This is a genomic window from Lentzea albidocapillata subsp. violacea, from assembly GCF_900100275.1.
Classification (GTDB): domain Bacteria; phylum Actinomycetota; class Actinomycetes; order Mycobacteriales; family Pseudonocardiaceae; genus Lentzea; species Lentzea violacea.
Map to the genome: position 1 here is coordinate 320,534 of NZ_FNET01000004.1, position 18,266 is coordinate 338,799.

Below are 18,266 nucleotides of genomic sequence, written 5' to 3' on the forward strand. Positions count from 1 at the left end.
CGTAGTCTGGCGCCGTGAACGATCCGTCCCAGGAATCCCCGACCCCCTCGAACCCGCGCATCCCGCTCACTGCTCCGATCATGGTCTGTGCGTTCGAAGGCTGGAACGACGCCGGCGACGCCGCCAGCACCGCGATCGAGCACCTCCAACTCACCTGGGACGCCACGCCGCTCGCCGAGATCGACCCGGACGACTACTACGACTTCCAGGTGACGCGCCCCAGCGTCCGCATGGTGGACGGCGTCACCCGCAGGGTCGACTGGCCGACGACGCGGCTGTCGGTGTGCAGGCCTCCGGGCTCGGACGTGGACGTCATACTCGTGCACGGCATCGAGCCGAACATGCGGTGGCGCAAGTTCGCCGCCGAACTGCTGGGCCACATCGACGCCCTCGGGGTGACGACGGTGGTGACGCTGGGCGCACTGCTGATGGACACGCCCCACACGCGCCCGGTCCCGGTCACCGGCACGGCCTACGACGCGGACGCCGCCGAGAAGTTCGGCCTGGAGCACTCGAAGTACGAGGGCCCGACCGGCATCGTCGGCGTGTTCCAGGACGCGTGCGTGCAGGCGGGCATCCCGGCGATCTCGTTCTGGGCCGCCGTGCCGCACTACGTCTCGCAGCCGCCCTCCCCCAAGGCCACGCTGGCCCTGCTGCACCGGGTCGAGGAGGTGCTCGACATCGAGGTCCCGCTCGGCGCGCTGCCGGAGCAGGCCGAGGAGTGGGAGCGCACGGTCACCGAGATGGCCGACGAGGACGAGGACGTGCGCAACTACGTCCGTGCCCTGGAAGAGCGCGGCGACGCGGAACTGCAGATCACCGAGGCGTCGGGTGACGACATCGCCGCGGAGTTCGAGCGCTACCTGCGCCGCCGCGGGCGTGGTCCGGGCTGGCCGTCGACCGGTCCGCGCTAGTGGTGTGGCCCGGAAGGTTGCCGGGGGGATTCGCGGTCAGACGGGTGCATCGTGGTGTCGCCCCCACGTCGTCGTACTGGTGGTACGGGGGCGTGGGGGCGGCGCCGCGAGGTGCCCTGCTGAGCGTGGATTACCTCGCCGACGTTCCGGGTCGCGCCACTAACCCTGTTCTGACCGCACGCGGGGACGCTACGAGCGCACGAAAGCTCCCCGCGTGCGCTTGAACAGCGGGGGTGTCAGACCCCCTCGCTAAGCTTGAAATTGGGGGTACCCGGCCCGCGCCGTGTGTGTGGTGTGTACACATAGGCCGGAGGTGTCCGTGGGGCGGTTGGCACGCGCCGGGTTGTACGCGGGCGCTTTGATCGGGCCGTTCGGCGGCGCCGTGACCACCTCGATCCTGCCCGAGATCGGCGCCGGCTTCGGAAGGTCGGCGGGCAGCGCCGCCTCGACGCTCACCTACTACCTCGTGCCGTTCGCGGTGCTGATGCTGGCTTCCGGCACGCTCGCGCAGCGCTGGGGTCCACAACGGACCATCCGGATCGCCTACGTCGCCTACGCGTTGACGTCCGTGCTGGCCGCCTGCTCGTGGACCTTCGAGGTGCTGCTGGCCTCCCGCGCGTTGCAGGGCGCGGCGAACTCGTTCACGACTCCGGTGCTGCTGGCGGTGATCGCCGCCTCGACGCCGAGGGAGAAGCTCGGGCGGGCGCTGGGGTTGTTCGGGTCGATGCAGGCGGCCGGGCAGACGTCCGCGCCGCTCGTCGGCGGGCTCACCGCCGAGGTCGACTGGCGGCTGGCGTTCGTGGTCATCGCGGTGGTCGCCGTCGCGCTGGCGGTCCTGGGCGTGCCGCAGACGGAGGCCGAACCGCAGCGCGACGCGAGTCTGCGCAGCGCGTTCGTGCCGAGCACGCTGCGGCCCGCGCTCATGGCGTTCGTCTGCTGGGGGTGCCTGGGCGGGCTGTCGTTCCTCGTGGCGTTCCGGCTGGACGACGTGTTCGGCCTGGGCGCGGGTGAACGCGGCCTGCTGCTCACCGGCTTCGGCATCGTCGGGTTCCTGACCGCGCGGCAGATCGGCAGGGCCGTCGACAGGTTCGGTGCCGCCACCACGGTCGTCGCCGGCGCGACGCTGGGCGCGGGGCTCGTCGCGGCGGTGGGCACGGTCCCGGTCGCGGCGGTCGCGGTCATCGCGTGGGCGCTGACCGGGGCCGCCGCGCAGGGCGTGCTGGTGAGTCTCAACGCGCTGGTGCTGCAGAGCGGCAGCGCCAACAGGGGCGGCAGCGTCAGTGTCGTGCAGTCACTGCGCTTCATGGGCGCCGCCGCGGCCCCGCTGGCGTTCGTCCCGCTCTACCAGTCGCACCCGCTGGCGGCCTTCCTCGTCCCGGCGGCGCTGCTGGTGACCGTGCCCGCGATCCTCACGTGGACAGGTCGCGCCGGCGGAACCCGGCGAACCCCGCCGCCAGAAGCACCACCGCCACCACTGTGAGCCACGCGAGCGGCCCGAAGGTGATGTCCGGGTACTTCGGGACGTGCGTGAACGGCGAGAGATCGATCATCCACTGGTCGAGCTGCAGCGCGGGGCCGAGCAGCGTGAGCACCAGCGCCACCGACACCACCGCCCAGCTCACGCCCGTGAGCTGGGGGAACAGTCCGAACAGGACCAGCGCCACGCCCGCGATCACCCACGCGGCCGGGAGCTGGACCAGTGCCGCGCCGAGCATCTGCGGCAGGACGGTGCCCAGGTCGTTCGTCTGCACGCCGTAGACGAGGCCCAGGCCGAGGCCGGCCGCCGCCAGCACGACCGCGCCGCCCACCAGGGCGAACACCGCGTGCGAGGCCACCCAGCCCCAGCGCGAGACCGGCGTGGCGAGGATCGGCTCCGCGCGGAAAGACGTCTCCTCCGACCGCAGCCGCAGGACGGCCTGCACGAGGTAGATCGACGAGATCAGCCCGAGCAGCTGGGTGACGGTCGCGAAGAACGCGTCGACCATCGCGTCGGCCCCGCCGATCTTGCTGACGATCTGCCCGAGCGCCGGGTTGTCCTGCACCATCTGCCCGACGGCCTGCGCGACGCTGCCGTAGATCACGCCCACCGCGAACAACGCGATGGACCAGCCGATCAGCGAGCCCTTCTGCAGCCGCCACGCCAGTCCGAACGGGCTGCCGATCGTGCCCTGCGCCGGGCCGAGCCGGGCGGCCAGCAGACCGAGCCCCACGTCGCGGCGGGACACGATGTACGCGGAAATCCCCGTCACCAGGACGAACGTCGCCAGCGGGAGCAGCAGCACCCAGAACCTGTTGTCCGCGAACGACCGCACGTGCTCGGTCCAGCCGATCGGCGAGAACCAGGTCAGCCACTGCGGCCCCGACTCCCCCGCCGCGTCGCCCGCCGCGCGCAGCAGGTAGGTGACGCCGAGGAACCCGCCCGCGATCGCGTTCGACACGCGCGAGTTCTCCGAGAGCTGCGCGGTGAACGCGCTGACGGCGGTGAACACCAGCCCGACGCTCGCCGTGGAGAGACCGAACGCGAACGCGCCCGCCGGGTCCAGGTCCGTGCCGATCAACGCCAGCGCCTGCAGCAGCCCGATCAGCAGGCTCGTGCCGCCCGCGACGATCACCGCGGCGGCGAGCGGCGCGTGCCGTCCGACCACCGTGGCGGCGATGAGCTCGGTACGGCCCGCTTCTTCTTCCGCGCGCGTGTGCCGGGTGACGACCAGCATGGCCATGATCGCGACGAACAGGCCGGAGAAGACACCCCAGCGCCACACCACCAGGCCGCCCAGCGACGACCAGTCGTGCAGCGGGCCGAGCATCGCCAGGAACGCGGAGTTCGCGTTCGCGGTCACGCCGAGCAGGTCCCGGGACTGCTGGGTGTCGTACAGCTCCGCCAGCGCGGTCGTCGTCGAGTAGGTGACGCCGACGAGGAAGAGCACCCAGATCGGCAGCAGGATCCGGTCGCGGCGCAGCGCCAGGCGGACGAGTTGCCAGGTGCCGATCATTTCGCGTCCTCGTAGTGGCGCAGGAACAGTTCCTCCAGCGTGGGCGGCTGGGAGGTCAGGGTGCGCACGCCCGTTGACACGAGCTGCTTGAGGACGGGGTCGAGCTGGTCCGAGTCCACCTCGAACCTGACCCGGTTGCCCTCGGCGACCAGGTCGTGCACGCCGGCCAGGTCCGTGAGGCCGTTGGGCGGGCCCGCGAGCTCGGCGGAGATCGACGTGCGGGTGAGGTGCCGCAGGTCGGCGAGCGTGCCGGTCTCGACGATGTGGCCGCCCCGGATGATGCTCACCCGGTCGCACAGGGCCTCGACCTCGGCGAGGATGTGGCTGGAGAGCAGCACGGTGCGGCCGCGGCCGCGTTCGTCGTTGATGCAGTCCTGGAACACGGCCTCCATCAGCGGGTCGAGGCCGGAGGTCGGCTCGTCGAGGATCAGCAGTTCGACGTCGCTCGACAGGGCGGCGACCAGCGCGACCTTCTGCCGGTTGCCCTTGGAGTAGGTGCGGCCCTTCTTGCGCGGGTCCAGCTCGAAGCGCTCCAGGAGCTCGGCGCGGCGGGCCTTGTTCAGGCCGCCGCGGAGCCGTCCGAGCAGGTCGATGACCTCGCCACCGGTCAGGTTGGGCCAGAGGTTGACGTCGCCGGGGACGTAGGCGAGGCGGCGGTGCAGGGCCGCGGTGTCCTTCCACGGATCGCCGCCGAGCAGCCGCGCGGTGCCGGAGTCGGCACGCAGCAGGCCGAGGAGGACCCGGATCGCCGTCGACTTGCCGGCGCCGTTCGGGCCCAGGAAGCCGTGCACCTCACCGGTCCGGACGTCCAGGTCCAGATCGTCCAGCGCGCGCGTCGGGCCGAAGGTCTTCACCAGGCCCGACACGGATATCGCAGATGTCATGGCGGGTAAGCTACGCTTCTTTCACAAGTTCGTGAAGCATGTAAATTTTGCCCGATCGGCTGACGAAAGGGATGATGCCGCCGTGACGAGTGCTACGGAGCGTGACACGCAGGCGGTGAGCCAGTTCGTCGAACGGTTCGGCGGGATCCTGGCGGACACCGGCGTGCCCCGCATGCCGGCTCGCATCCTCGCGGCCCTGCTGACGACGGACTCCGGACGGCTCACCGCGGCCGAGATCGCCGACCTGCTGCAGATCTCCCCGGCGGCGGTGTCGGGCGCGGTGCGCTACCTGACCACCGTCCAGATCGTCAGCCGCGAACGCGAGCCCGGATCACGCCGCGACGTCTACCGGATGCGCGACAACGTCTGGTACGAGGCGACGTTCCGCAAGGACCAGATGCTCGGCATGATCGACGAGGTGCTCGGCGAGGGCGTCGAGGCGCTCGGCGCGGACTCCGACGCGGGGACGCGGCTGGACGAGACGCGCGAGTTCTTCCGGTTCTGCCACGGCGAGATCGGCTCGATGCTGGACCGCTGGCGGGTGCACCGCGAGAAGTGGCTGGCCAGGCGGCCTTCCTGAACGGCGAAAGGGGGAGCCTCCGCTGGTGGAAGCTCCCCCTCTCCGGTCGCGTCAGCCCGTCGTGAGCGTCAGGTTGTACACCGAGAGGATCTCGTTGAGCGGCTGGTAGTAGGTCGTGCCGCCGCTGGTGCAGTTGCCGGAGCCACCCGAGGTGACGCCCTGCGCCTGCGTGCCGCTGACCCACGAGCCACCCGAGTCACCGGGCTCCGCGCACACGTTCGTGCGGGTGAGGCCGCTGACCGAGCCCTCCTGGTAGTTCACGGTCTGGTTCTTGGCCTGGACCTCGCCGCAGTGCCAGCCCGTGGTCGAGCCGGAACGGCAGATCGAGGCGCCGATCGCGGACTCGGTGTGACCGGAGACGATCACGTCCGCGCCGCCGTAGTGGTTGACCTTGGCCGTGGACGTCCAGGACGAGTTGGTCCTGACGAACGCGTAGTCGTTGCCAGGGAAGGACGACCTGTCGAACGCGCCCATCGCCGTCCTGTCGACGCCGGTCACCGTGTCGCCGGGCGAACCGCAGTGCCCGGCGGTGACGAAGCCGCCCCCGACCGCGAAGCCGACGGAGCAGCGTCCGGCGTTGTTGATGTAGTAGGCGTCGCCACCGCGGATGTCCTTGAACAGCCGCGGCGCCTCGTCGGTCTCGACGACCTTCGCGACCGGGCCCGCCTTCTCCACCAGCGCCTGCGCCGCCTGGGTCTGGCCGCGCCTGACGGTGATCGTGACCGCGTTCGCCTTCGTGTCGACGTACCAGCCGGTGACCTCGGCCGGAGCCGGCGACGCGTCCAGCTTCGCCTTGGCCGCGTCGAGGTCGCTCGCCCTGTGCGCGACCGTGCGGGGCTCCGCGCCGAGCTTGCGGAGTCGTTCGGTCTTGGCCTCGTCGGTCACGCCCACGACGAGCTTGCCGATGGACGCGTCGAACCACGCGCCGCCGTAGCTCTCGCCGGCGAACCCTTCCGCGACCCGCTGCAGGACCGTGGCCGCGCTCTCCTGGCGCAGCCTCTGCGTCGCCTGTGTGGCGTCCAGGCCGAGGTCGCGCTGCATCGCGGCGAGCAGGTCGGCGGATGGTCCCTCGGCGGCGACGGCGGCAGGGGAGACCGTCGTCGCGAGAGCGCCCGCCAACACGGCCACAGCTGCGACAGCCATGCGCTTCATAGGCAATTCTCCTTGGTCTTCGGTTTGTGCAGGGCCGGTGTAACGCCGGACCGGGCAACCGCGATGAGGAGATCAGCTGTGCTGCAACACAGCCCGTACGACACCGGATGAATGGCGTCCCCAGGCGGCGAACTGCCCGATCAGTTCGTTCCTCCGTCTGGGCGACGCTACTTCGGCATGCCTACCGGACGGTAGGGTCGTTCGAGGGGTGGACCTCGCGGCGTTCGGGTTGGTATAGGGAATCCAAATGCGTCCTGTCAGCCTATTTCCGTGACGCAGAGCAACCATTCGCCTTGACACGCAACGTCAAAACTGTCAACAGTTCGCACTCGCTGGCGTATCCCTCTGACCTGCGGTTTAGGGCTAGCGTCAGGGCACCCTGTTCCCTGCACGAGGGAGAACCCTGCCATGCGAAGAGTCTTGGGTGCGGGACTCACAGCCGCCGCCGCCATGTGTTTGGCCGCCGCTGTGGTTCCGGCTGCTTCAGCTCAAGAAAACGTAGGGACGATTCTCGGCGCCGACCGCGCCGGAGTCGTGAAGGACAGCTACATCGTCTCGCTCAAGGCCGGCGCGGCGTCGAGGGCCGCCGCACCGGAACTGGCGGGCCGGTACGGCGGCCAGGTCGGCAAGGTCTGGCAGCACGCGCTCAACGGCTTCTCGGTGAAGATGACGGCCAGGCAGGCCGCCAGGCTCGCCGCGGACCCGAAGGTCGCGTTCGTCGAGCAGGACGCCGCGGTCAACCTCCTCGACGTCCAGCAGAACCCGCCGTCGTGGGGTCTGGACCGCGTCGACCAGCGGGACCTGCCGCTGAGCAGCAGCTATCAGTACGACACGACCGCGTCGAACGTGACGACGTACATCATCGACACCGGTGTGCGCACCACGCACCAGACGTTCGGCGGTCGCGCCACGTGGGGCACCAACACCTCCGGTGACGGCAACAACAGCGACTGCAACGGCCACGGCACGCACGTCGCCGGCACGGTCGCGGGCGCCCAGTACGGCATCGCGAAGGCCGCCAAGGTGGTCGCGGTGAAGGTGCTCAACTGCCAGGGCTCCGGCACCATCCAGGGCGTCGTCGACGGCGTCAACTGGGTGACCCAGAACGCGGTGAAGCCCGCGGTCGCGAACATGTCCCTCGGTGGTGGCGCAGCCGCCGCCCTGGACACCGCCGTCCGCAACTCCATCTCGTCCGGCATCACCTACGCACTCGCGTCCGGCAACTCGAACACCGACGCGTGTGGGTCGTCCCCGGCCCGCGTGGCCGAGGCGATCACGGTGAACTCGTCCACGCGTACCGACGCGCGTTCGTCGTTCTCCAACATCGGCACGTGTACGGACATCTTCGCTCCTGGCTCGGACATCACGTCGGCCTGGATCACCAGCGACACCTCGACCAACACGATCTCCGGTACGTCGATGGCCTCCCCGCACGTCGCGGGTGCCGCGGCGCTGTGGCTCGCCACGCACCCGAGCGACAGCCCGGCCGCGGTCTGGGCGGGCCTGAACGCCGCCTCGACCCCGGGCAAGATCACCAACGCCGGCAGCGGTTCCCCGAACAAGCTGCTCCACACCCTGTTCGGTCCCCCCTCGAACGACCCCTCGGTGACGAACCCCGGCACGCAGAACTCCACCGTCGGCACGCCGGCGTCTCTGCAGCTCTCGGCCTCGGGCGGCACCACGCCGTACACGTGGTCCGTCTCCGGTCTCCCGGCCGGTCTGTCGGCGAACGCCTCCGGCGCGATCTCCGGCACCCCGACCACGGCGGGCACCTCCACGGTGACCGCGACGGTGACCGACGCGGCGAACAAGACCGCCTCGGCCACGTTCTCCTGGGTCGTCAGCACGGTCGGCAACTGTGACGCCCGCACCAACTCCACCCCGGTCCGTATCCCCGACAACACCACCGTGACCAGCACGATCGCCGTCTCCGGCTGCGCGGGCAACGCGTCGGCCACCGCGTCGATCAAGGTCTCGATCACGCACACCTACAAGGGCGACCTCGTGGTCGACCTGATCGCACCGGACGGCACCGTCTACAACCTGCACAACCGGTCCGGCGGCTCGGCCAACGACATCAACACGACCTACACCCGCAACCTGTCGGGTGAGGCCGCCAACGGCACCTGGACGCTGCGCGTGCGTGACGCGGCGTACTTGGACACCGGCACGCTGAACAACTGGACGCTCGACGTCTGAGCCCCTCCTCGCTGAACGGACCGCCCCCGGTGCTTCCGCCTCGGGGGCGGTCCCACGTTCAGGCCCCGAACCACTCGCGCCGGTGCTCGAACCAGTCCTCGAGATCATCCTCGTCGAGGCTCAGGTCCAGCAGCTCCAGCACCTCGTCCCGATCCGGGTGATCACTAGCGCGCACGTGGTCGACGGTGGCCGCCACCCCCGCCGCCAGCAGGTGCTCCACGTCGTAGGCGCAGCCGGTGTCGAAGTTGGCGCGCTTGATCGCGAAGTGCCGCCAGACGTCCTCGGGCCGCCGATGTTCCGCCAGCAGGAACCCCGCCAGCGCCGCCTGCTCCCCCAGGCCCTGGGAGTTCCCGCGGCACAACGCCTCCTGCTCGGCCAGGAACCGCAGCAGCGGCAGGTCTTCTGGCTTGTGGCCGCGGTGCAGCGCCGACAGCACCTCGCCGCGCCGCCTCGTTCGCGTCCTCGCCGTCGGGCCCGCGCTCGTACCGCAGCCGCTGCCAGGACTCCGTCACGAGTCCATTGTGCTGCGTACTCTGCCGGTGAATCCCGGGGAGAGATGGCGGGTCGTCGTGCACAACGACGACCACACCACATTTGCGGTGGCGCACTATCTGCTGCGCAAGATCTGCGGCCACGACTGGGAACCGCGCGCGACCTGACCATGGCGGTTCACGAGACCGGTGGCGCCACCGTCGCCGTCCACGACCGCGAGACCGCGGAAGCCGTCACCGCCGAACTGCTGCGGCACGGGCTGTCAGTGAGCTACCGGAGAGCCGCGTGAAGGAACCGTTCAGCGTCAAGCCGGTCGACGGCGGCGTGCAGGTGGACATGACCAAGTCCCTCGCCTGGGGCTGGGGACGGGCTCTGCGCCGACTGTCGAGGAGCTATGTGCGCGGCAACCCGTTCTACGCGCTGCGCCAGCCGCTCCGGATATGGACGCAGCCTTCACTGCTGCGCCATCTCCATCCTGACGTGGCGGAGTCGTCGCAGGAGTCGAAGGCGTTCCTGCGACGGCACCGGGACGTGCTGGCGGACCGCGAACTCGTCGAGCGAGTGCAAGCCCGCTGGACGGGTCCCAGGCCCGTCGTGCTGACGCACGCCGAGGTCGACGAGTGGATCGCGGTGCTGGGGCAGCTGCGCCTGTTCGAACTGCTCGCGTTCACCCAGACGGCGATCGCGTGGGCGAGCACCCTCCAGAAGCTCCTGGTACTGGCCGTTGCACCGGGCACGTTCGCCGACCCGGAAGACGCTGAGAAGGCGGCCACCGACCAGACCGCTTAGAGGCCCGGTGCCGCATACTCTGCCGGTGATTTCCGGGGCGAGATGGCAGGTCGTCGTACACAACGACGACCACAACGCGTTCGCGGTCGTTCACCACCTCATGCGCAAGGTGTGCGGTGCGAGCGATGCGTGCGCGCGGGAAAAGACCACCGAGGTCCACCGGGACGGGCGTGCGGTGGTCGGCGAGTACGAGAGCCACGACGAGGCCGAGACGATCGCGCTGGACCTGATCAGGTTCGGCCTGCACACGACGTTCGGGAAGGTGTGAGGTGGAGGAGCCCGCCTACGTCGTGGTCTCGATGGGCGACGGCCTGCTCGTTCGCGCGTCGGACGCGTTCGTCGCGTCCACGTTGACCGTGCTGGCCGAACTGCTCGATTTGCTCGAGGACGGCGTGGTGCCGCGTGAGCGCAAGAAGCGGTTCTGGCGTGCTCCGGCCGCCGAAACCCTGATGCGCCAGATGTTCCCCGACGCGTCCAGGTCTGCTGCCGAGGCGGACGCCTTCTGGGCACGTCACCGGGACGTACTGACCGACCCCAAGCCCGCGCGGCGCGTGCGGAAGCGGTGCGCGGAGCCGACTCCGTGGTTGCTCGGGTTCGAAGAGGTCGACGACTGGCTCACCACCTTCGCGCAGTTGCGAGGGTTGCACCTGACGTGGACACGCGCGACCACGACCACTGCCATGGCCTACAGCGGTGTGCAGCAGGCGCTGGTGACGGCCCTCGAACCGAGGACCGCCACCGGATGGCCTGCCGGTTAGAGGTCCACGCCCAGAAGCGCGTCCACCGCGTCACGGATCTGCGACGGCCCGTGCCTGTCCGATCCGCCGAGCGCCAACGCCTCGTCGGCCCAGGCGTCGACAGCGGCCAGCGCACGAGGCGTGTCCAGGTCGTTGCCCAGGTGGTCGCGCAGCCGCGTCACGGTGTCCACTGCGGACGGTCCCGTGTCGAGGTCCGCGGCACGGCGCCACTTGTCCAGCCGGACCAGTGCGTCGTCCAGCAGCGACTGGGTCCACGGGCGGTCGGCGCGGTAGTGGCCCGCGAGCAGCGCGAGGCGGACGGCGTTCGGGTCGACCTTCTGCGACCGCAGCTTCGAGACGAAGACCAGGTTGCCGCGCGACTTCGACATCTTCTCGCCGTCGAGGCCGATCATGCCCGCGTGCACGTAGTGGCGGGCGAACGGGTGCTGGCCGGTCTGCGCCTCGGCGTGGGCCGCGGAGTACTCGTGGTGCGGGAAGATCAGGTCGGAGCCGCCGCCCTGGACGTCGAAGCCGGCGCCGAGGCGGTTGTGGGCGATGGCGCTGCACTCGATGTGCCAGCCGGGGCGGCCCTCGCCCAGTTCGGACGGCCACGCGGGCTCGCCGGGGCGCTGCATGCGCCACAGCAGGGCGTCGAGCGGGTGGCGCTTGCCGGGACGGTCCGGGTCGCCGCCTCGTTCGGCGAACAGCCGGAGCATCTCCTCGGAGGAGTAGTTCGACTCGTAGCCGAAACGGCCCGTGGCGTTGTGCGAGAAGTAGATGTCCGGGTACTCGGAGTCGTCCGCGCGGTAGGCGTGGCCGTCGGCCAGTAGCTTCGCGACCACCTCGACGATCTCGGGGACCGCCTCGACGACGCCGACGTAGTCCTGCGGCGGCAGGACGCGCAACGCCTCCATGTCCTCGCGGAACAGGGCGGTCTCGCGCATCGCGAGCACCTCCCAGTCGTCCTTGTCCCGCAGCGCCCGCTCCAGCAGCGGGTCGTCGACGTCGGTGACGTTCTGGACGTAGTGCACGTTGTGGCCGTTGTCGAGCCACACGCGGTGCACGAGGTCGAACGCCAGATAGGTGGCGGCGTGGCCTAGGTGAGTCGCGTCGTACGGCGTGATCCCGCAGACGTACAACCTGGCGGTGTCTCCTGGAGCCGTCGGACGCACTTCGCCCGTAGCCGTGTCGAACAGCCGCAACGGGCGGGGGTCCCCCGGAACCCGTGGCACAGGAATCGATGACCAGGTCTGCATGTATCCGACACTAACGCGTGCCACCGGGTGGAGCGTGATCTGCGGGTGTCGGGACGACCACGCCGTGGTTCGTTCGGGCAGAAAGGCAGGACGGTCCTGAGCTGAAAATTGTCAGACCCCGGGCGTACCGTTGGAGATCAGGGCATTCGCGGGTGTTGGGCGGGTCTCATGATCTTCGAAATCATCGGCGGGCTGGTCGTGCTCGGCGGCATCGGCCTCGCCATGAGCGCCAGAGTGATCAAACAGTACGAACAGGGGCTGGTGTTCCGGTTCGGCAAGCTCCTGCAGGGCGTGCGGGGGCCGGGGCTGACGATGCTGCTCCCGGGGGTCGACCAGCTCCGGAAGGTCAACCTGCAGATCGTCACCCTGCCCGTGCCGGCGCAGGACGGCATCACGCGCGACAACGTCACCGTGCGCGTGGATGCCGTCGTGTACTTCAAGGTGCAGGACCCGGCGAAGGCGATCATCAACGTCGAGGACTACCGGTTCGCCATGCTGCAGGTGGCGCAGACGTCGTTGCGGTCGATCATCGGCAAGAGCGAGCTCGACGACCTGCTGTCCAACCGCGAGCGCCTCAACCAGGGCCTGGAGCTGATGATCGACACCCCCGCGCTGACGTGGGGCGTCGACATCGACCGCGTCGAGATCAAGGACGTGGCGCTGCCGGAGAGCATGAAGCGCTCGATGTCGCGGCAGGCCGAGGCCGAACGGGAGCGGCGCGCCCGCATCATCACCGCCGACGGCGAGCTGCAGGCGTCCAAGAAGCTCTCCGAGGCTGCCGGGACCATGGAGGCCACGCCCGGCGCGCTCCAGCTGCGGCTGCTGCAGACCATCGTGGAGGTGGCGGCGGAGAAGAACTCGACGCTGGTGCTGCCGTTCCCGGTGGAGCTGCTGAGGTTCCTGGAGAAGAACACGACCATCGAGTTACCCAAGGATTCAACGGAGTAGTCCATGTGAGTTACCCCGGGTAACACCTTCTGCCGCAGAACGACCTCCGGGCAGGGGGTAGTGACGCATGCAGGAGAGGGTCAGAGGCAGGTTCGTCGGCATCGGCGTCGGCTCCTACGAGCTGGTGCAGCCGCTGCAGCACGCCGTGAGCGACGTGCGGGAGCTGCGTGCGCTGCTCAAGGGCTACGAGGGCGACCCGCTCGCGGACCCGACCGAGGCCGAGATCCGCGCGCACATGAAGGCGCTGCGCCAGCAGCCGCAGGACGGCGGCGCGCTGGTGGCGTTGTGGAGCGGGCACGCGATCCCCGTCGCGGGCAACCTCAGGCTCCTGGCCAGGGACAACGACGGCGTGGTCGACGGCGTCATGCTGCACGAGTTCGCGCTGTGGTGCGCCGCGTCGGGCGCCCACCAGGTGCTCATCATCATCGACGCCTGCTACTCCGGCGCCCAGCTCGACGAGGCCGTCCGCACGGTCGCCGCCCTCCAGGAGGAACTGCTGGCGGGCCAGGTGCACTGGGCAGGCGTGCTGGTGTCGTGTTCGAGCGTCGAGACGGCCCGCGACGGCCTGTTCGGCGGGCAGCTCCGCAAGCTGCTGCGTGCCGGTCCCACGGCCGATGAGGACGCACGGCGGTGGAGCGACCGGATCGCGTTGGTCGACGGTGGCGCGGTCGGCACGGCGTTGCTGAACGCGTGGGACAGCGACGTCCAACGGCCGCGCTTCATGCAGTACGGGTCCGCGCAGCCGATGCTGCCGAACCCTCTCTACGCCGCGAACACGGTCGTGAAGCACCTCCTGCTGGCGGCACGCGGTGGCGACTCCACGTCCGGCCGTTCGTGGTTCACCGGCCGCACCGCCCAGGTCGACAAGGTCGTGAGCTGGGTGAAGTCGGAGTCGGCCGGCCTGCGGGTGGTCACCGGGTCGCCGGGCACCGGCAAGTCCGCGATCGTCGGCCGGGTCGTCAGCCTGTCCAATCCGGCCGAACGCGACCTGCTGCTGAGCACCGGGCCGTCGTTCCGGCACGCCGACCCCGGCCCCGGCTCGGTCGACGCGGCCGTGCACGCCCGTGCGATGGACGCCGACCGGGTGGCCGACCTGCTCAGCCGCCAGCTCGTCGCCGCGGGCCTGGTCCCCGCCCCCGACGGCCCACGCCGGGGCGCCGCCGAACTGGTCGGTGTGGTCAGCGCGCTGGCCTCGCCGCCGGTGCTGGTGGTCGACGGTCTGGACGAGGCGCGCGGCGAGTCGTTCGCGATCGCCACCTCGCTGCTGACCAAGCTCGCGAGCTACGCGGTCGTGATCGTCTCGACGCGGCAGGCGCACCGGGTCGCGGGTGGTGCTCCCCTGCTGACCGAGCTGTCGCCGGTCGAGATGCTGGACCTGGACGACGCGGACAGCGAGTCCGACGTCCGCGAGTACGTCGTGGCGCGGCTGGGGCCTGGGGCGGCGCAGTCCACTGTGGATGAGCTGGCGAAGCTGCCGTTCCTGACCGCGTGGATGATCACCGACCAGGTGCTGGCCGACGGCGGCGCCGATCTGAAGCTCTCGTTGCACGCGGCGTTCGACCGTGAGCTCGCGAAGGTGCCCTCGGCTCGTGCGCTGCTGACGGCGCTGACGTGGAGCTACGGCGCGGGATTCCCCGAGGCCGAGTGGAGGGCTGTCGCGCAGGCGTTGTCGGGCGAGGAGTTCACCCGTGACGACATCACCGCCGTGCTCACCGAACTGGGCCGTCACGTCGTGCAGGACGGTGAAGAGGGCACGGCGGTCTTCAAGCTGACGCACCAGACGTTCGCCGACCACCTGCGGCCACCGTTCGCGCCGAGCCGGGACGAGGTGTTCGCGCCGGACGCGGAGAAGGTGGCCTGCGCGCTGATCGAGCTGTACCGGCAACGGATGGACGCCGGGGTCCCGCCGAACGTGCCGGGCTACCTGTGGAAGTACGCCTGGCGGCACTGCGGGCACGCGGGCACGCGGGCGTTGGACGGGTTGCGCGCGCTCGCGGGGATGAACCGGATGTTGTTGCCGGACATCGCACTCGCGGCCACGACGGCGGCGAACGAGCTGATGCACTGGGGTCGCGGCGACGAGGCCATCCCGCCTCTCGAAGAGGCCGCCGAGCACTTCCGCGCGCTGGTGCCGACGCTGCGGATGTACCTGGCGGACTTGGCTTTCGTGCTGAACAAGCTGGGCCGCCGGTTCCGCGAGGCCGGACGGCTGCAGCAGGCCGTGGCGCCCGCTGAAGAGGCTGCCGTGCGGTACCGCGAGCTGGTGGCGTCGACTCCGACGACGGCGGAAAGCCTTACGCACAAACGGCTTGCGCAACGCATCGCGAAGACGACGACGCAGGGCGGCGACGACCCGACGTACGCGGCCCATCTCAGTGGCGCGCTGGTGGACCTGAGCGAGGTCTACGCGATGCTGGGGCGCAGGCAGGAGGCACTGTCCACGGCTCGTGACGCCGTTGCGGCCGTGGAGACCGACGCACCGCTTGCGCGCGCGATCACGTGTCTCGCCGCACGGTGCAGCGACTCCGGTCTGCGCTATGAGGCGATGCAACGGTCGAAGCAGGCCGTCGAGCTGTACTACTCGCTCGCGCAGACGAATCCGGTGTTCCTCGCGGACCTGGTCAGCGCCCTGGTCGAACTGAGCCGCGACTACCTGGCGCTGGGCAGGCTGTCCGACGCCGCCGTCATGACGCAGCAGGCCGCGGACATCAGCGGCACGCTCGGCCGGCACGCCGCGTTCCGTCCCCAGCTCGCCGACGCGGCGCTGAGCCTGAGCGTCGCGTACAGCATGGTCGGCCGCACGGACGCGGCCCTGAACGTCGCCCGGCAGGCCGCCGACCTCGCCGACGGCCTGCGGATCCACGCCCAGGCCCTGCACAACCTGATGCGCCGCCAGCGTGACGCGGACAAGCCCCGCGAGGCCCTGGCCACCGGTCTGCGGACCGTCGAGGTGTGCCTGCTGCCGGAGAACATCGACAGGCTGTCGACGCTGGCGGCGGCGTTGTTCACGCTCGACACGCTCTGCGCGGGCCTGAAGCAGCCCGAGATCGTCGACGAGACCTGGGAACGGGTGACCGCGCGGTTCGCCGGCCCGCACCTCGCCACCCTGCTGATGCTGCGGGCGGCGGCCACGAAGGCCGGTGATCCGGCGGCGGCGAAGTGGCTGTGCCAGGCACTCACGCACGTCGGCCAGTCGCGGCAGGCGATCCACGACGTGCACGACATCGCCCGCCGCCACTACGACTCCGGTCCGTGGCCGTGGGACACCACGCCGGACTGGCTGTCGGTGGACCGGACGCTGCTGCGGACCGCCCGCTCGTGGGTGTTCGCGCGCTCGTACCTGGAGGAGCAGGACATCCTGCTCCGGCACCCCGAGTTGTTGTCCACGGACGCGGACGTCGCCGTCACGGAGGCGTTGTACGGGACGAGCCTGATCGAGGCGCAGGTCATCCAGGCACGCCGGGTGAACGCACAGCAGCAGGGCGTCGTGCTCGCCTATCGGCCGTGGCTGCTCGCGAGTCTCGCGGACGAGTTCGTGGACGCCACGCCCGCACGCCGGCGCGAACTGTTCGATACGCGCCGGGAGGAGTTGCTGGACAAGGAAGTGCTGAAGAACGTCCGCGACAACCGGCCCGTGCACGCGTTGCTGCTGCTGGCGGACGAGGACGCCGATGTGCTCGACCTCGTGCTGGACGCCATGGAAGACCCTGCGCGCGTGACCGGCGTTCTGCGTGGGCTCGCCTCTGGTGCGTCACCTCAAGCGCTCACCCAGGCCGTGACGGCGTTGGAGCCGAACGCGTTGGCAGCGCTGTACAAGGTGGTCGCGCGCGCTCGGGCCGGCGACTCGCGGCTGGCGTTGCCCGCGCCTGGTGAACGGCTGGCGTGGATCCACGAGCTGACCTACCTGGTGCCCGCGAACTTCGCGTTGCTCTCCCTCATCCGCAAGCTCGCCGAGGAGTCCTGATGACCGATCTGGTGGTGGTTCTACCCGGAATTCTCGGTAGCACGCTGCGCAACGAGGACGGCATGGTCTGGGAGGTGTCGGGCAAGGCCGCGTTGCGCGCGGTGCTGACGCTCGGCCGCAGCCTGAAGAAGCTCAAGCTCCCGGACGGCATCGGCGACGAGCACCCCGGTGACGGCGTCGAGCCCGTCGGGCTGATGGCGGACCTGCACGTCATCCCGGGCATCTGGACGCCGTTGAAGGGCTACGACCGGGTGACCAGGCGGATGAACTCGCTCGGCTACACCGTCGAGAAGGGAAACCTGCTGCTCTTCGCCTATGACTGGCGGCTGTCGAACCGCTACAACGGCGCGTTGCTGGCCCGGCGGGTGGACGAGGCGCTGGACCGGATCGGGCCGGACGCCAAGGTGAGCTTCGTGTGCCACTCGATGGGCGGGCTCGTCGCGCGGTGGTGCATCGAGCAGTGCGGGATGGCCGAGCGGACCGCGAAGCTGATCACGATGGGCACGCCCTATCGCGGGGCGGCCGCCGCCCTGGACCAGCTGGTCAACGGCGTGCGCAAGGAACTCGGGCCGCTGGCGATCGACCTGACGGAGTTCGCGCGGTCGATGCCGTCGCTGCACCAGCTGCTGCCCGAGTACGCGTGCATCGAGTCCGCCGGTGGCCTCCTCAAGACCACTGAGGTGTCGTTGCCCGAGCTCGACACGAAGATGGTCACGGACGCGATGGCGTTCCACGGCTCGTTGACCGACTCGTTCGCCGACAAGACGTACGCGATCCTCGGCGGTAAGCAGCCGACTGCCACCACCGCTCGGATCGCCGACGGCAAAGTCACCTGCTATCGGACGTATGAGGGCGACGACCTGTACGGGGACTCGACCGTGCCGATGCTCGGTGCCGCACGCCGTGGCCTGGCATTGGACTCGAACACGCTGCACCGTGTGACGGAGCAGCACACGTCGTTGCAGGACAACGCCGCCGTGCTGGACGCCGTGGAGTCGTTCCTGACCGCGAAACCCATCGTCCCGCGCAACGTGACCTCGACCGAACCGCAGGTCAGCGTGCCGGACCTGGCGCTGACCGGGGAGGAACTGGAGGTCATCGTCGAACTGAAGGACACGCCGGCGCGGGCGCTGAAGGTGGCGTTGCTCGACGAGAACGGCAAACAGGTCGAATCGCGGAGTCCGGCGATCTCCGAGAGGATGTCGATCAAATTCGGTGAATTGGCCCCCGGCGCCTACTACGTGCAGGTCAGCGGCATTTCCGTGGGCGCTCCGGTGGTCCCGGTGACCAGTGCGGTGCTCGTCGTGGATTGCCCCTCGGTCTGACCGGGAGGACGATTTACCTCTGGCACGGAGGAG

16 protein-coding genes are annotated in these 18,266 nt (G+C 70.0%); 11 read left to right on the forward strand and 5 right to left on the reverse strand.

The features are described 5' to 3' along the window. Positions 1-14: 14 nt before the first annotated feature. Both BLR21_RS11950 and BLR21_RS11955 read left to right on the forward strand, forming a co-directional pair. Positions 15-914, forward strand: a complete 900-nt coding sequence (locus BLR21_RS11950) for a PAC2 family protein (RefSeq protein ID WP_030477092.1) — start codon at positions 15-17, stop codon at positions 912-914. 319 nt (positions 915-1,233) lie between these two features. Continuing rightward, positions 1,234-2,394 carry an MFS transporter gene (locus tag BLR21_RS11955; RefSeq protein ID WP_256334640.1) on the forward strand — a complete coding sequence of 387 codons (1,161 nt, stop codon included), beginning with the start codon at positions 1,234-1,236 and terminating at the stop codon, positions 2,392-2,394. On the opposite strand, the gene BLR21_RS11960 is transcribed toward BLR21_RS11955, so the two are convergent. Together BLR21_RS11960 and BLR21_RS11965 are read right to left on the reverse strand one after the other, a co-directional pair. Further along, positions 2,324-3,907, reverse strand: a complete 1,584-nt coding sequence (locus tag BLR21_RS11960; RefSeq protein ID WP_090005891.1) for an ABC transporter permease — start codon at positions 3,905-3,907, stop codon at positions 2,324-2,326. The genes BLR21_RS11955 and BLR21_RS11960 overlap by 71 nt on opposite strands. Then, positions 3,904-4,791 carry an ABC transporter ATP-binding protein gene (locus BLR21_RS11965; RefSeq protein ID WP_090005892.1) on the reverse strand — a complete coding sequence of 296 codons (888 nt, stop codon included), beginning with the start codon at positions 4,789-4,791 and terminating at the stop codon, positions 3,904-3,906. The genes BLR21_RS11960 and BLR21_RS11965 overlap by 4 nt, the downstream gene beginning before the upstream one ends. An 82-nt stretch (positions 4,792-4,873) precedes the next feature. Here BLR21_RS11965 and BLR21_RS11970 point away from each other — a divergent pair, with 82 nt between their 5' ends. Beyond that, entirely contained in the window at positions 4,874-5,371 is a 498-nt protein-coding gene (locus BLR21_RS11970; protein WP_256334641.1) for a GbsR/MarR family transcriptional regulator, read from the forward strand. A 51-nt stretch (positions 5,372-5,422) separates the two neighbouring features. Here BLR21_RS11970 and BLR21_RS11975 read toward each other — a convergent pair whose 3' ends face one another. After that, positions 5,423-6,523, reverse strand: a complete 1,101-nt coding sequence (locus BLR21_RS11975) for a S1 family peptidase (RefSeq protein ID WP_090005894.1) — start codon at positions 6,521-6,523, stop codon at positions 5,423-5,425. Positions 6,524-7,057: 534 nt separating this feature from the next. Here BLR21_RS11975 and BLR21_RS11980 point away from each other — a divergent pair. Beyond that, positions 7,058-8,722, forward strand: coding sequence for a S8 family serine peptidase (locus tag BLR21_RS11980; RefSeq protein WP_256334642.1), 1,665 nt, complete (start codon positions 7,058-7,060; stop codon positions 8,720-8,722). A gap of 58 nt (positions 8,723-8,780) precedes the next feature. Here BLR21_RS11980 and BLR21_RS42410 read toward each other — a convergent pair whose 3' ends face one another. Further along, positions 8,781-9,158: a hypothetical protein gene (locus tag BLR21_RS42410; RefSeq protein WP_090005896.1), complete on the reverse strand. Its 378-nt coding sequence runs from the start codon at positions 9,156-9,158 to the stop codon at positions 8,781-8,783. A gap of 85 nt (positions 9,159-9,243) precedes the next feature. Here BLR21_RS42410 and BLR21_RS42415 point away from each other — a divergent pair, with 85 nt between their 5' ends. From BLR21_RS42415 to BLR21_RS11995, 4 genes are all read left to right on the forward strand, one after another. Next, complete coding sequence (locus tag BLR21_RS42415; protein WP_176929598.1) at positions 9,244-9,381, forward strand: ATP-dependent Clp protease adaptor ClpS; 138 nt, start codon at positions 9,244-9,246, stop codon at positions 9,379-9,381. Positions 9,382-9,499: 118 nt separating this feature from the next. Continuing rightward, positions 9,500-10,003: a hypothetical protein gene (locus BLR21_RS41625; protein ID WP_143027690.1), complete on the forward strand. Its 504-nt coding sequence runs from the start codon at positions 9,500-9,502 to the stop codon at positions 10,001-10,003. A 25-nt stretch (positions 10,004-10,028) separates the two neighbouring features. After that, positions 10,029-10,271: an ATP-dependent Clp protease adaptor ClpS gene (locus BLR21_RS11990; protein WP_176929599.1), complete on the forward strand. Its 243-nt coding sequence runs from the start codon at positions 10,029-10,031 to the stop codon at positions 10,269-10,271. Position 10,272: 1 nt separating this feature from the next. After that, complete coding sequence (locus tag BLR21_RS11995; RefSeq protein WP_090005898.1) at positions 10,273-10,761, forward strand: DUF2017 family protein; 489 nt, start codon at positions 10,273-10,275, stop codon at positions 10,759-10,761. Here BLR21_RS11995 and mshC read toward each other — a convergent pair. Further along, positions 10,758-11,996, reverse strand: coding sequence for a cysteine--1-D-myo-inosityl 2-amino-2-deoxy-alpha-D-glucopyranoside ligase (gene mshC / locus BLR21_RS12000; RefSeq protein ID WP_090005899.1), 1,239 nt, complete (start codon positions 11,994-11,996; stop codon positions 10,758-10,760). The genes BLR21_RS11995 and mshC overlap by 4 nt on opposite strands. 168 nt (positions 11,997-12,164) lie before the next feature. Between mshC and BLR21_RS12005 the strand changes: the two genes are divergently transcribed. The 3 genes from BLR21_RS12005 (at position 12,165) to BLR21_RS12015 (ending at position 18,233) form a co-directional block, all read left to right on the forward strand. After that, positions 12,165-12,944 (forward strand): slipin family protein, encoded by a 780-nt coding sequence (locus BLR21_RS12005; protein WP_090005900.1) that lies wholly within the window; start codon positions 12,165-12,167, stop codon positions 12,942-12,944. Positions 12,945-13,011: 67 nt separating this feature from the next. Further along, a complete protein-coding gene (locus tag BLR21_RS12010) occupies positions 13,012-16,908 on the forward strand; it encodes a caspase family protein (protein WP_090005901.1) in 3,897 nt (1,298 codons plus the stop codon). Continuing rightward, positions 16,908-18,233 carry an esterase/lipase family protein gene (locus tag BLR21_RS12015; RefSeq protein ID WP_090005902.1) on the forward strand — a complete coding sequence of 442 codons (1,326 nt, stop codon included), beginning with the start codon at positions 16,908-16,910 and terminating at the stop codon, positions 18,231-18,233. The genes BLR21_RS12010 and BLR21_RS12015 overlap by 1 nt, the downstream gene beginning before the upstream one ends. Positions 18,234-18,266: the final 33 nt, after the last annotated feature.

Coding starts and splice junctions, on each gene's coding strand:
- mshC (WP_090005899.1), bottom strand. CDS start 11,996: ATGCAGACCTGGTCATCGATTCCTGTGCCACGGGTTCCGGGGGACCCC.
- BLR21_RS12010 (WP_090005901.1), top strand. CDS start 13,012: ATGCAGGAGAGGGTCAGAGGCAGGTTCGTCGGCATCGGCGTCGGCTCC.
- BLR21_RS11960 (WP_090005891.1), bottom strand. CDS start 3,907: ATGATCGGCACCTGGCAACTCGTCCGCCTGGCGCTGCGCCGCGACCGG.
- BLR21_RS12005 (WP_090005900.1), top strand. CDS start 12,165: ATGATCTTCGAAATCATCGGCGGGCTGGTCGTGCTCGGCGGCATCGGC.
- BLR21_RS11965 (WP_090005892.1), bottom strand. CDS start 4,791: ATGACATCTGCGATATCCGTGTCGGGCCTGGTGAAGACCTTCGGCCCG.
- BLR21_RS12015 (WP_090005902.1), top strand. CDS start 16,908: ATGACCGATCTGGTGGTGGTTCTACCCGGAATTCTCGGTAGCACGCTG.
- BLR21_RS11975 (WP_090005894.1), bottom strand. CDS start 6,523: ATGAAGCGCATGGCTGTCGCAGCTGTGGCCGTGTTGGCGGGCGCTCTC.